This is a genomic window from Streptomyces sp. BJ20 (assembly GCF_022869105.1).
GTDB classification, from domain to species: Bacteria; Actinomycetota; Actinomycetes; order Streptomycetales; family Streptomycetaceae; genus Streptomyces; species Streptomyces griseoincarnatus.
This window is the reverse complement of record NZ_CP094918.1, coordinates 382197-395987: the sequence shown is the minus strand read 5'-3', so window position 1 is coordinate 395987 and position 13791 is coordinate 382197. Positions and strand designations below refer to the sequence as shown.

The following is a 13791-nucleotide window of genomic DNA, read 5'->3' as shown; positions in this document are numbered from 1 at the left end:
CATGCCGTGACCATGGCATGGGGTTGTTCGTGGTTTCAGAACCAACACAGTGGACGCGAGCAACTGAGGACAAGCCCTCGGCCTATTAGTACCGGTCAACTCCACACGTTACCGTGCTTCCATATCCGGCCTATCAACCCAGTCGTCTACTGGGAGCCTTACCCTCTCTAGGAGGTGGGAGTCCTCATCTCGAAGCAGGCTTCCCGCTTAGATGCTTTCAGCGGTTATCCCTCCCGAACGTAGCCAACCAGCCATGCCCTTGGCAGAACAACTGGCACACCAGAGGTTCGTCCGTCCCGGTCCTCTCGTACTAGGGACAGCCCTTCTCAAGACTCCTACGCGCACAGCGGATAGGGACCGAACTGTCTCACGACGTTCTAAACCCAGCTCGCGTACCGCTTTAATGGGCGAACAGCCCAACCCTTGGGACCGACTCCAGCCCCAGGATGCGACGAGCCGACATCGAGGTGCCAAACCATCCCGTCGATATGGACTCTTGGGGAAGATCAGCCTGTTATCCCCGGGGTACCTTTTATCCGTTGAGCGACGGCGCTTCCACAAGCCACCGCCGGATCACTAGTCCCGACTTTCGTCCCTGCTCGACCCGTCGGTCTCACAGTCAAGCTCCCTTGTGCACTTACACTCAACACCTGATTACCAACCAGGCTGAGGGAACCTTTGGGCGCCTCCGTTACCCTTTAGGAGGCAACCGCCCCAGTTAAACTACCCATCAGACACTGTCCCTGATCCGGATCACGGACCCAGGTTAGACATCCAGCACGACCAGACTGGTATTTCAACGACGACTCCCACCGAACTGGCGTCCGATGCTCAAAGTCTCCCAGCTATCCTACACAAGCCGAACCGAACACCAATATCAAACTGTAGTAAAGGTCCCGGGGTCTTTCCGTCCTGCTGCGCGAAACGAGCATCTTTACTCGTAGTGCAATTTCACCGGGCCTATGGTTGAGACAGTCGAGAAGTCGTTACGCCATTCGTGCAGGTCGGAACTTACCCGACAAGGAATTTCGCTACCTTAGGATGGTTATAGTTACCACCGCCGTTTACTGGCGCTTAAGTTCTCAGCTTCGCCTGGACGAATCCAAGCTAACCGGTCCCCTTAACGTTCCAGCACCGGGCAGGCGTCAGTCCGTATACATCGCCTTACGGCTTCGCACGGACCTGTGTTTTTAGTAAACAGTCGCTTCTCGCTGGTCTCTGCGGCCACCCCCAGCTCAGAGCGCGAAGCTCATCACCGGATGTGGCCCCCCTTCTCCCGAAGTTACGGGGGCATTTTGCCGAGTTCCTTAACCATAGTTCACCCGAACGCCTCGGTATTCTCTACCTGACCACCTGAGTCGGTTTAGGGTACGGGCCGCCATGAAACTCGCTAGAGGCTTTTCTCGACAGCATAGGATCATCCACTTCACCACAATCGGCTCGGCATCAGGTCTCAGACACATGCCAGGCGGATTTACCTACCTGACGTCCTACACCCTTACCCCGGGACAACCACCGCCCGGGATGGACTACCTTCCTGCGTCACCCCATCACTCACCTACTACCAGCTCGGGTCACCGGCTCCACCACTCCGACCTCGTCCGAAGACTCAGCCGGCGGCTTCACGGGCTTAGCATCACTGGATTCGATGTTTGACGCTTCACAGCGGGTACCGGAATATCAACCGGTTATCCATCGACTACGCCTGTCGGCCTCGCCTTAGGTCCCGACTTACCCTGGGCAGATCAGCTTGACCCAGGAACCCTTAGTCAATCGGCGCACACGTTTCTCACGTGTGAATCGCTACTCATGCCTGCATTCTCACTCGTCAACCGTCCACAACTCGCTTACGCGGCTGCTTCACCCGGCAGACGACGCTCCCCTACCCATCACGATCCCCGTTGGGGGTACATATCGCAATGACACGACTTCGGCGGTACGCTTGAGCCCCGCTACATTGTCGGCGCGGAATCACTAGACCAGTGAGCTATTACGCACTCTTTCAAGGGTGGCTGCTTCTAAGCCAACCTCCTGGTTGTCTGTGCGACTCCACATCCTTTCCCACTTAGCGTACGCTTAGGGGCCTTAGTCGATGCTCTGGGCTGTTTCCCTCTCGACCATGGAGCTTATCCCCCACAGTCTCACTGCCGCGCTCTCACTTACCGGCATTCGGAGTTTGGCTAAGGTCAGTAACCCGGTAGGGCCCATCGCCTATCCAGTGCTCTACCTCCGGCAAGAAACACACGACGCTGCACCTAAATGCATTTCGGGGAGAACCAGCTATCACGGAGTTTGATTGGCCTTTCACCCCTAACCACAGGTCATCCCCCAGGTTTTCAACCCTGGTGGGTTCGGTCCTCCACGAAGTCTTACCTCCGCTTCAACCTGCCCATGGCTAGATCACTCCGCTTCGGGTCTTGAGCGTGCTACTGAAACGCCCTGTTCGGACTCGCTTTCGCTACGGCTTCCCCACCCGGGTTAACCTCGCAACACACCGCAAACTCGCAGGCTCATTCTTCAAAAGGCACGCAGTCACGACGCAAGGACAAGTCCTTGCGCGACGCTCCCACGGCTTGTAGGCACACGGTTTCAGGTACTATTTCACTCCGCTCCCGCGGTACTTTTCACCATTCCCTCACGGTACTATCCGCTATCGGTCACCAGGGAATATTTAGGCTTAGCGGGTGGTCCCGCCAGATTCACACGGGATTTCTCGGGCCCCGTGCTACTTGGGTGTCTCTCAAACGAGCCGCTGACGTTTCGACTACGGGGGTCTTACCCTCTACGCCGGACCTTTCGCATGTCCTTCGCCTACATCAACGGTTTCTGACTCGTCTCATGGCCGGCAGACCATGAAAGAGAGATCCCACAACCCCGAATGCGCAACCCCTGCCGGGTCTCACACGCATACGGTTTGGCCTCATCCGGTTTCGCTCGCCACTACTCCCGGAATCACGGTTGTTTTCTCTTCCTGCGGGTACTGAGATGTTTCACTTCCCCGCGTTCCCTCCACTTGCCCTATGTGTTCAGGCAAGGGTGACAGCCCATGACGACTGCCGGGTTTCCCCATTCGGACACCCCCGGATCAAAGCCTGGTTGACGACTCCCCGGGGCCTATCGTGGCCTCCCACGTCCTTCATCGGTTCCTGGTGCCAAGGCATCCACCGTGCGCCCTTAAAAACTTGGCCACAGATGCTCGCGTCCACTGTGCAGTTCTCAAACAACGACCAACCACCCATCACCCCCGGAACAAACCCGGAGTGCACTGGGGCCGGCACTGAAGGCGACCACACGGCCGTACCCTCAGACACCCAACAGCGTGCCCGACACAGCCAGTTGCCCAGATCAGCGTTCCACGCCCCGAAGGGGCAGTACTAGCGCCTGGTCCATCCTGGACCGTGCCGAGTAGTCAACGTTCCACCCATGAGCAACCAGTGCGAGACGTTCGCTCGCATGCTGGCCTCTGGACTGCCGAGGCAGCCTAGAAGTGCTCCTTAGAAAGGAGGTGATCCAGCCGCACCTTCCGGTACGGCTACCTTGTTACGACTTCGTCCCAATCGCCAGTCCCACCTTCGACAGCTCCCTCCCACAAGGGGTTGGGCCACCGGCTTCGGGTGTTACCGACTTTCGTGACGTGACGGGCGGTGTGTACAAGGCCCGGGAACGTATTCACCGCAGCAATGCTGATCTGCGATTACTAGCGACTCCGACTTCATGGGGTCGAGTTGCAGACCCCAATCCGAACTGAGACCGGCTTTTTGAGATTCGCTCCACCTCGCGGTATCGCAGCTCATTGTACCGGCCATTGTAGCACGTGTGCAGCCCAAGACATAAGGGGCATGATGACTTGACGTCGTCCCCACCTTCCTCCGAGTTGACCCCGGCGGTCTCCCGTGAGTCCCCAGCACCACAAGGGCCTGCTGGCAACACGGGACAAGGGTTGCGCTCGTTGCGGGACTTAACCCAACATCTCACGACACGAGCTGACGACAGCCATGCACCACCTGTACACCGACCACAAGGGGGGCACCATCTCTGATGCTTTCCGGTGTATGTCAAGCCTTGGTAAGGTTCTTCGCGTTGCGTCGAATTAAGCCACATGCTCCGCCGCTTGTGCGGGCCCCCGTCAATTCCTTTGAGTTTTAGCCTTGCGGCCGTACTCCCCAGGCGGGGCACTTAATGCGTTAGCTGCGGCACGGACGACGTGGAATGTCGCCCACACCTAGTGCCCACCGTTTACGGCGTGGACTACCAGGGTATCTAATCCTGTTCGCTCCCCACGCTTTCGCTCCTCAGCGTCAGTATCGGCCCAGAGATCCGCCTTCGCCACCGGTGTTCCTCCTGATATCTGCGCATTTCACCGCTACACCAGGAATTCCGATCTCCCCTACCGAACTCTAGCCTGCCCGTATCGACTGCAGACCCGGGGTTAAGCCCCGGGCTTTCACAACCGACGTGACAAGCCGCCTACGAGCTCTTTACGCCCAATAATTCCGGACAACGCTCGCGCCCTACGTATTACCGCGGCTGCTGGCACGTAGTTAGCCGGCGCTTCTTCTGCAGGTACCGTCACTTTCGCTTCTTCCCTGCTGAAAGAGGTTTACAACCCGAAGGCCGTCATCCCTCACGCGGCGTCGCTGCATCAGGCTTTCGCCCATTGTGCAATATTCCCCACTGCTGCCTCCCGTAGGAGTCTGGGCCGTGTCTCAGTCCCAGTGTGGCCGGTCGCCCTCTCAGGCCGGCTACCCGTCGTCGCCTTGGTGAGCCATTACCTCACCAACAAGCTGATAGGCCGCGGGCTCATCCTGCACCGCCGGAGCTTTCGAACCGCTTGGATGCCCAAGCGGGTCAGTATCCGGTATTAGACCCCGTTTCCAGGGCTTGTCCCAGAGTGCAGGGCAGATTGCCCACGTGTTACTCACCCGTTCGCCACTAATCCCCTCCCGAAGGAGGTTCATCGTTCGACTTGCATGTGTTAAGCACGCCGCCAGCGTTCGTCCTGAGCCAGGATCAAACTCTCCGTGAATGTTTACCCGTGATCGGGTGCACACATCACGAGAGCGGAACATCGGGAGGAATAGTCCCGACGTTCACAGCGTCCTCGCTGTGTTTTTTCAAAGGAACCTCGACCATCCGAAACCGGATGGACGGGGTATCAACATATCTGGCGTTGACTTTTGGCACGCTGTTGAGTTCTCAAGGAACGGACGCTTCCTTTGTACTCACCCTCTCGGGCTTTCCTCCGGGCGCTTCCCTTCGGTCTTGCGTTTCCGACTCTATCAGATCGTTTTCTCGACCTGACCCCCAGTCAGCGGGGTCTGTCTTTCCGGCCGTTGCGGGCCGTTCCGACGAGTGAGACTTTAGCGGATTCCTGGCTCCCGACCTAATCGGGGTCCTGCTCCCTTTCGGGTGCGGATTCCTCATTCCGCGAATACGCACGACAATGAAGCGCCGGCAGACAGACTGCTGACGTCGATCAGTAGTGGTACTTGCGGAGTGGCTGTCCGGGGCCGACCGGAGTCGGTGCTCACGTCGGACAACTCGGAGAACAGTACGGATCCCCCAGGTGCGTGTCAACTCGCTGCGGCCCCCACCCCCGGGGGCGTAGTCTCGTGGGCATGACGACGCGTACGCACAGCCAGTTCTGGTGGGCCGCCTGACGGCGGTCGTCCTGCGTATGCACCCAACGGCCGCCGCCTCGGCGGCCGTTTTGCTTTCTCCCTCCGGAGCTCGAGGGGCGGCCGCCCGGGCGGCGGTCCCGACGCTCGACAGGAGTAGGGAGAAGAGATGACTCGGGTCTTCAGCGGTATCAAGCCGACCGGACATCTGACGCTGGGGAACTACCTCGGAGCCATGCGGCGGTGGGCCACGGTCGACCAGTACCGGGCGGACGCGCTGTTCTGCATCGTCGACCTGCACGCCCTGACCGTGGACCACGAGCCGGCGCGGGTGCGCCGGCTGAGCAGGCAGGCGGCCACGCTGCTGCTGGCGTCCGGGCTGGATCCGGAGCGGTGCACGGTGTTCGTGCAGAGCCATGTGGACGAGCATGCCCGGCTGTCGTACCTGCTGGAGTGCGTGGCCACGGACGGCGAGATGCGCCGGATGATCCAGTACAAGGAGAAGGCGGCGCGTGAACAGCGGCGGGGCGGAAGCGTGCGGCTGTCGCTGCTGACGTATCCGGTGCTGATGGCGGCCGACATCCTGGCGTACGGGACGGACGAGGTGCCGGTCGGGAACGACCAGACGCAGCACGTGGAACTGGCGCGGGATCTCGCGGTGCGGTTCAACCAGCGGTACGGGCACACGTTCGTCGTGCCGCGGGCCACCAGTCCGGCGGTGGCGGCGCGCGTGATGAACCTCCAGGACCCCGCCTCGAAGATGGGCAAGAGCGACGACACCGGGCCGGGGATCGTCTATCTCCTGGACGAGCCGGACGTGGTGCGGAAGAAGGTCATGCGCGCCGTGACCGACAGCGGCAGCGAGGTCGTCTACGACCGGGAGTCGCGGCCGGGGCTCGCGAATCTGCTGGAGATCCTGGCGGCCTGCACCGGTGGGGAGCCCGCGGAGCTGGCGGGGTCCTACTACGGCTACGGGGCGCTGAAGAGAGACACCGCGGACGCGGTGATCGAGGTGCTTCGGCCGTTGCGGAAGCGGCACCAGGAGCTGTGCGCCGACCCCGCCCATCTGGAGGACGTGCTGCGGGAGGGGGCCGAGCGGGCGCGCGGGATGGCGCGGCCGACGGTGGACGCCGCGTACCGGGCGATCGGGCTGCTGCCGGCCTCCGAGGTGGTGCCGTTGAACGCGGCCCGGTAGGCGCGGGGGCCGGCGGCGAGGCGCGATGCGAAGTGCCTGCGCATCGTGACCTCGCTGCCGAAACCTGAGCGGCGGGCGACCTCGGGCATGGCGAGATCGGTGCGTTCGAGGAGGCGCCGGCCGGTGGCGATGCGCCGGCCGAGGAGCCGGCGCAGTGGGGTGGCGCCGGTCGCGGCCTGCCCCGTGATCAGCCGTTGTTGCCGGAGGCGAGCTCGCGGCTGCGGTCGCGGGCGGCCTCCAGGGCGGCGATGAGGGCCGCGCGGACGCCGTGGTTCTCCAGCTCGCGGATGGCGTTGATGGTGGTGCCGGCGGGGGAGGTGACGTTCTCCCGCAGCTTCACGGGGTGCTCGCCGCTGTCGCGGAGCATCGTCGCGGCGCCGATCGCGGACTGCACGATCAGGTCGTGCGCCTTGTCGCGGGGGAGACCGAGCAGGATGCCGGCGTCCGTCATCGCCTCGACCAGGTAGAAGAAGTAGGCCGGGCCGGAGCCGGAGAGCGCCGTGCAGGCGTCCTGCTGGGACTCGGGGACACGGAGGGTCTTGCCGACGGCGCCGAAGATCTCCTCGGCGTGGGCGAGGTGGTCCGCGGTGGCGTGGCGGCCGGCGGAGATGACCGACATGGCCTCGTCCACGAGGGCGGGGGTGTTGGTCATGACGCGGACGACCGGGGTGCCTGCTGCGAAGCGCTCCTCGAAGTACGCCGTGGGGATGCCCGCCGCACCGCTGATGACCAGGCGGTCGGCGGGGACGTGCGGAGCGAGCTCGTCGAGGAGGGTGCCCATGTCCTGCGGCTTGACCGTGAGGATCAGGGTGTCGGCGGTCTTGGCGGCTTCCTGGTTGGTGACCGGGGTGACGCCGTGACGCGCGCGGAGGTCGTCGGCGCGCTCCTGTCGGCGGGCGGTGACCAGGAGATCGGCGGGGGACCAGCCGGCGCGGATCATTCCGCTGAGCAGGGCTTCGCCGATCTTGCCGGTGCCGAGGACTGCGACTTTCTGGGTCATGGCTGGGGGTGCCCTCCGGGGGTGGGTCGTCCTGGGGGTGATTGTCCCATCCGGAGGGTGGTGGGAGCTGGGTTGTCCGGTGGGCGGACGGGTCGGTGGGGGTGCGGGGGGGGTGGTTCTTCCCCGCCGCCCCTTCCCTTCCCGCCCCCGCGGCTGCGCCCCGGACCCCCTTCGGCCCTTCGGGCCTCGTCCTCGAGCGCCGGACGGGCTGGGTCATGCGCTCCGGCGCTTCAAGGTGGCCGCGCCCAGGGTGAGGACCAGGAGGGCGACGGCCGCGACGATCGTGATGTCGCGGAGGAACGCGGCAGTGAGGTCGGCGTGGTGGAGGACCTCGTTCATGCCGTCGACGGCGTAGGACATGGGGAGGACGTCGGAGACCGCCTCCAGAACCGGGTGCATGGCGTCGCGCGGGGTGAAGAGGCCGCACAGCAGCAGCTGCGGGAAGATCACCGCCGGCATGAACTGCACCGCCTGGAACTCGGAGGCCGCGAACGCCGACACGAACAGGCCAAGGGCGGTGCCGAGGAGAGCGTCGAGCAGCGCGACGAGGAGCAGCAGCCAGGGGCTGCCGACGACGTCGAGGTCCAGGAACCACACCGCGAGTCCGGTGGCGAGGGCGGACTGGACGACCGCGACGGCGCCGAAGGCGAGGGCGTAGCCGGCGATGAGGTCGCCCTTGCCGAGGGGCATGGCGAGCAGGCGTTCCAGGGTGCCTGAGGTGCGTTCGCGCAGGGTGGCGATCGACGTGACCAGGAACATCGTGATCAGCGGGAAGATGCCGAGCAGCGAGGCGCCGATGGTGTCGAAGGTGCGGGCGCTGCCGTCGAAGACGTAGCGGAGCAGGAAGAGCATCACGCACGGGACGAGGATCATCAGCGCGATGGTGCGCGGGTCGTGGCGGAGCTGGCGCAGGACCCGGGCGGCGGTGGCGGTGGTGCGCGGCAGGCTGAGGGCGCTCGTGGCGGTCATCGGGTGGACTCCTTGGTGCGGGCGGCCGCGGCGGCCTCGTCGACCAGGCGGAGGAACGCGGTCTCGACGGTGTCGGCGCCTGTGCGGGTACGCAGGGCCTCGGGGGTGCCGTCGGCGAGGACCTCGCCCGCGCGCATGAGGAGCAGCTGGTGGCAGCGCTCGGCCTCGTCCATCACATGGGAGGAGACGAGGAGGGTGGCGCCGCGCTCGGCGGCGAGGTCGTGGAAGAGCTGCCAGAGGTCGCGGCGGAGTACGGGGTCCAGGCCGACGGTGGGTTCGTCGAGGACCAGCAGCTCGGGCGCGCCGAGGAGGGCGACGGCGAGGGAGACGCGGCTGCGCTGGCCGCCGGAGAGGGTGCCGGCGAGGGCGTCGGCGTGGCCGGTGAGGTCGACGTCGGCGATGGCCCGGGTGACGTTGTCGTGGCGGCGGTCGGCGGCGGCCCGGCCCGGGTCGAGGATCGCGGCGAAGTAGTCGAGGTTCTGGCGGACGGTCAGGTCGTCGTAGACGGACGGGGCCTGGGTGACGTAGCCGATGCGGGTGCGCAGGGAGGGGTGGCCGGCGGGGCGGCCGAGGACGTCGAGGGTGCCGGTGACCTTGGCCTGGGTGCCGACGACGGCCCGCATGAGCGTGGACTTGCCGCAGCCGGAGGGGCCGAGGAGGCCGGTGATGCGGCCGCGGGGGACGGTGAAGCCGAGGCCGCGCAGCACGGTGCGGGAACCTCGGACGACGGTGAGGTCCTGGGCGTGGACGGCCGGCTCCTCCGGGGGCCGGGAGGAGTAATTCATCATGTGATGAATACTCCTCCCGGCGGCACGGACGCGTCAAGCCGCCGGCGGCCGGGAGGCCAGCAGGAGGACGACGTCGTACGTCTCCTCGACGATCCCGTCCGGGAAGACTTCGAGGACGTGGCGGCGCTCCTCGGCGAGGAAGGCGGCGGTGCTGTCGGGGCTCTGGACGAGGAAGAAGGAGTGGCTGCCGATGTTCGCCAGGTGGGCGTCGACGGGAATGCGGCGGCTCCAGCGGACGGTGCGGCGCGTGAAGTCCAGCCGGCCGGAGGGGTCGGCTGCCGCGGCACCGATGTCGTTCTTCTCGCGGGAGAAGTCCCGCCCGAGGTGCCGGCCGGCCCGGACGGACGCCTCGGCGATCCACGGGACGTCGTGGGCGCTGGTGTTCCACCACAGCGCGAGGGCGCCGCCCGGGCGCAGTACGCGCAGGGCCTCAGGGACGGAGCGGACGGGGTCGGTCCAGTGCCAGGACTGGGCGTAGGCGATCAGGTCGGCGCTGTGGGCCGCGAGAGGGAGGGCGTTGCCGTCGCCGCGGACGAGCGGTGTGCCGGGGAGGCGGCGGCGGAACTCTGCCGCCATGCCCTCGCCGGGCTCGACGGCGACGACGTGCGCGCCGCGCTCGAGCAGGCGGGCGGTGGCCGTCCCGGTGCCGGCGCCGACGTCCGCGACCCGGGATCCCGCGAGCGGGCGGCCGGTGAGCTCCTCGATCGCGTCGAACAGGGCGGGCGGATAGGTGGGGCGGTGGTCCGCGTACTGCGCGGCGACCGCGTTGAAGGAGTGGGCTCGGGCGGTGTGGGTGACCTGGTCGGCCCTCGATGTCGTCATACGGCCATGGTCGCCGCGGGGCGGGGTGGGAGGGCGCGGGTTTTGGCGGAGTCGGGCCGGCGGCCCGGTCAGGCGTCGCGGCGGCGCTTGCGTGCGGGGTTGCCGGAACGGCGGGTGACGCGGCGGTCGTACTCCTCGCGGGCCTGCTCGTACTCGGCGCGGTGCAGCTTCTCGCCGGGGGCCTCGGTGAGGGAGCGGAAGAAGTAGGCGAGGAGCGAGCCGACGAAGCCGATGGCCATCAGTCCGCGCAGGGACGACTGGCGGTCGGGGTCGGGGCGGGTGGAGAAGGAGGACCAGGTGTGGCCGAAGGCGAGGGCGCTGCAGACCGCGAACATCACGACGACGAGCAACGAGACGAAGCCGCCGACGGCGGCGATCTGGAGCCCCTGGTAGGCGAACCGCAGCACGAAGCAGGCGGCGGCCGCGGCGGCCAGCGACCCCACGGCGACACCGAGCCGGCGGGCGGCGTACCCACGGGAGTGGTCGACCCAGGCCGTCCCGAAGAAACGGAGAGGTTCGGGCCGGGGGCCGGCGGGGGTGGCCGGGACGCCGTTCGTGCGGTTCTCTTCTGCGCTCACGGGTCGATTGTGACTCCTCCCCCGTGCGACCGCGGAACCTCCCCCGCCACCACCCCGTCGAGTGGCGGCGGAGGCGTCCCGCACGCCGCGCCTCACGGCCGGCCTGATCCAGACGAAAGGCCCTAGCAGCGGCGGGCGACGTACCCGTCACTGCCGGTGCGGACGTAGGCGTCGGAGACGTACTGGCCGTTGCCGATGTTGTCCCAGATGTTCGAGGTGCCGTAGGGACCCGTCACCCAGGTGCCCGGCGTCTGGCAGTTGATCCGGACACGGGCGCCCTCGGCCAGGACATCGACGACCGCGTAGCCGGTGCCGGGACCACTGCGGACGTTCAGCCGGTAGCCGGGGGCCACCGGATACGACGTCGCGAGCGCGGACGCCGTGGCCGTCGCCGCCACCGCGTCCTCGGCGTCCGTGACGGCTCTGCTCTGCTCGACAGACATGGAAAAACCTCCCCCGTTGCGCCCCACGACTGTCATGGGGCCACGTTGATTCCCCTGATGTCGCCCATGAAACACCACCTCAGTATTCGCACAGGCGGACGGGCACGCCGCAGCCGTCCCGCACACACCATCGACTAGGCTCCGAGCGGTCGCGCGCGCGAACGAGAAGCACGGGGGTGGTTCCATGACGCCGCAGCGGAACAGCGGGACGGATGCGGAAGCGGAACTTCCTGAATACGCCGGGCACTTCCGTCTGGAGTCCTGTCTGGGTTCCGGCGGCATGGGCGTCGTGCATCTGGCCCGCAGCCCCTCCGGCATGCGCGTCGCGGTGAAGGTCGTCCACGCCCGTTACGCCATGGACCCCGAGTTCAGAGGGCGCTTCCGACAGGAGGTGGCCGCCGCGCGACGCGTGAGCGGAGCCTTCACGGCGCCCGTCGTCGACGCCGACCCCGACGCCGGGCGCCCGTGGATGGCCACCCTCTACATCCCTGGTCCGACGCTGTCCGAACAGGTGAACCGGAACGGGCCCATGGATCCGGACCAGTCGCGTCGCCTGATGGCGGGCCTCGCCGAGGCGCTGCGGGACATCCACCGGGTCGGCGTCGTGCACCGGGACCTCAAGCCGAGCAACGTGCTGCTCGCCGACGACGGCCCCAAGGTCATCGACTTCGGCATCTCCCGGCCCCGGGACAGCGAACTGCGCACCGAGACGGGCAAGTTGATCGGCACACCGCCGTTCATGGCGCCCGAACAGTTCCGCAGCCCCCGTGACGTGGGCCCCGCCGCCGACATGTTCGCGCTCGGGTCGCTGGTGGTGCACGCGACGACGGGGCGCGGTCCCTTCGACTCCGACAGCCCCTACGTCGTCGCCTACCAGGTCGTCCACGACGAGCCGGACCTGACGGGCGTTCCGGCGTCCCTCGCGCCGCTGGTGCGGCGGTGTCTGGCCAAGGAGCCCGCCGACCGGCCCACGCCCGACGAACTCATGAGGGAACTGCGCTCGGTATCGGCGAAGTACGACACGCAGGTCTTCCTGCCGGCGCAGCGGACGCCGGACGCCAAGGAGTCGTCCGAGGCGCGGAAGGCGTCCGTCGGATCCCGGACGTCCGGCGCACGGGACGAAGCCGTCGGCGAAGTCCCGCCGGACGCACCCGCGAAGCGGTTCCCACGGCGCCCGGGCCGACGGACGGCCTTGGTCGCCGGAGTGCTGTGCGTCGCCGTGCTCGGCGGGCTCGCCGCGCTCCAGGCGTTCGACGACGCGCAACCGCCGCGTCGGACCGCCGCGGCGCAGGGCACGCCGGCCGGCCCGGCCGTGTGGGAGACGGTGCCCGCCTCGGAGGACAGTGGCGTGCCTCAGTGCACGCACGGGGCCGGGAAGCTGCTGTGCGCGGTGCCCGGTCTGGTGTTCGCCCTGGATCCGGCCGACGGCCGCACCCTGTGGCGGCACGATGTCGCCCCCGGGCCGACGCGCGGCGAACCGCCCGTCCTGTCCGCCGGCCTGCTCCACCCCTCCCTGGACCGGATCGGCGACCTGGAGGCACTCGACCCCGCGACCGGCGAGCCGGTGTGGCAGCAGGACGACACGCCCGCCTACGAGGGAATTCGGGCGGTGGGCGACACGCTGCTGCTGACCGGCTCCGACGGCATGGTCACGGGGGTGGACAGCGCCTCGGGCGAGACCAGGTGGTCCCGCCGGATCCCCGGCCAGGCCGTGCCCTACTTCACCTCGTTCGACGGTGAGAAGAACCCCGCGGCGTATGCGGCGACCACCTCCGACGACGGGAGCACGACCCGCGTCACAGCGGTGGACCCGGCGACGGGGGACGTGCGGTGGGACGCCGAGTTCGAGGGGACGCTGACGCCGGCGGGAATCGCCGACGGTCAGATGTTCCTCCTCGCCGACGGAGGCATTCACGGGGACACCGCAGCCGTGGTCCGGTACAGGCCCGACACCGGTGGGAATCAGCGGGTCACGCTGCCCGTCCCGGTAGCGGACGCGGAGGCCGGTGTGCGGGGCGACACCGTGTACCTCATGGGAGCGGGCGGCTCGCTCGTCGCCGTCGACATGGCCGCCGGCGTACAGCGGTGGCGGCTGGAGACGGGGATCAGCTGGGGCTCGGTGCCCGCCTCGGACGGACGGCACGTGTTTGTCTCCGCGCCCGACGGACGGCTGCTCGGCGTCGACGCCCGCACGGGCAAGCTCCTGGGGCAGACCCGGCCGCGGCTCGGGCCCGCGTCCGACCGGATCCCCGGGACACTGGCCGCGCCCGTCCTCGCAGGGGACCGCGTAGTCGCGGGCGCCCCCGACGGCACCGTCTTCGCCGTCGACGCGAACGACCCCGCCGCCTGGTGACGGGGGGCGGGGCCGTACGCGGGCC

Annotated in this window: 8 protein-coding genes, 2 rRNA genes and 1 pseudogene; 2 read left to right on the top strand and 9 right to left on the bottom strand. The window is 67.0% G+C overall.

The annotated features are described in order from the left end of the window. Nucleotides 1-65: 65 nt before the first annotated feature. Both MTR79_RS01880 and MTR79_RS01875 read right to left on the bottom strand, forming a co-directional pair. Nucleotides 66-3188, bottom strand: a 23S ribosomal RNA gene (locus tag MTR79_RS01880). Between the two features lie 310 nt (nt 3189-3498). Further along, a 16S ribosomal RNA gene (locus MTR79_RS01875) occupies nt 3499-5026 on the bottom strand. The 16S and 23S rRNA genes sit together here, the layout of an rRNA operon. A gap of 761 nt (nt 5027-5787) precedes the next feature. On the opposite strand from MTR79_RS01875, the gene trpS reads away from it, so the two are divergent. Next, on the top strand, nt 5788-6813 hold the full coding sequence (gene trpS, locus MTR79_RS01870; RefSeq protein ID WP_244788900.1) for a tryptophan--tRNA ligase: 1026 nt from the start codon (nt 5788-5790) through the stop codon (nt 6811-6813). Here the strand turns inward: trpS and MTR79_RS01865 are convergent. The 7 genes and pseudogenes from MTR79_RS01865 to MTR79_RS01835 form a co-directional block, all read right to left on the bottom strand. After that, nucleotides 6756-6989 (bottom strand): annotated as a pseudogene (locus MTR79_RS01865) (helix-turn-helix domain-containing protein); the annotation flags it as partial. The gene trpS and the pseudogene MTR79_RS01865 sit on opposite strands and share 58 nt — an antisense overlap. Before the next feature lie 11 nt (nt 6990-7000). Next, a complete protein-coding gene (proC, locus tag MTR79_RS01860) occupies nt 7001-7813 on the bottom strand; it encodes a pyrroline-5-carboxylate reductase (protein ID WP_048459574.1) in 813 nt (270 codons plus the stop codon). Nucleotides 7814-8026: 213 nt separating this feature from the next. Beyond that, a complete protein-coding gene (locus MTR79_RS01855) occupies nt 8027-8782 on the bottom strand; it encodes an ABC transporter permease (protein ID WP_048459573.1) in 756 nt (251 codons plus the stop codon). After that, complete coding sequence (locus tag MTR79_RS01850; protein ID WP_048459572.1) at nt 8779-9570, bottom strand: ABC transporter ATP-binding protein; 792 nt, start codon at nt 9568-9570, stop codon at nt 8779-8781. Before MTR79_RS01850 ends, MTR79_RS01855 begins: the two co-directional genes overlap by 4 nt. Nucleotides 9571-9603: 33 nt before the next feature. Continuing rightward, on the bottom strand, nt 9604-10392 hold the full coding sequence (locus tag MTR79_RS01845) for a class I SAM-dependent methyltransferase (RefSeq protein ID WP_086705366.1): 789 nt from the start codon (nt 10390-10392) through the stop codon (nt 9604-9606). Nucleotides 10393-10460: 68 nt separating this feature from the next. After that, a complete protein-coding gene (locus MTR79_RS01840; RefSeq protein ID WP_189366791.1) occupies nt 10461-10970 on the bottom strand; it encodes an EamA/RhaT family transporter in 510 nt (169 codons plus the stop codon). 122 nt (nt 10971-11092) lie between these two features. Beyond that, a complete protein-coding gene (locus MTR79_RS01835; protein ID WP_102641129.1) occupies nt 11093-11413 on the bottom strand; it encodes an SH3 domain-containing protein in 321 nt (106 codons plus the stop codon). 184 nt (nt 11414-11597) lie between these two features. Between MTR79_RS01835 and MTR79_RS01830 the strand changes: the two genes are divergently transcribed. After that, the gene (locus MTR79_RS01830; protein WP_244788898.1) at nt 11598-13766 is read left to right on the top strand and encodes a serine/threonine-protein kinase; all 2169 of its coding nucleotides are present in this window, start codon (nt 11598-11600) and stop codon (nt 13764-13766) included. Nucleotides 13767-13791 lie beyond the last annotated feature (25 nt).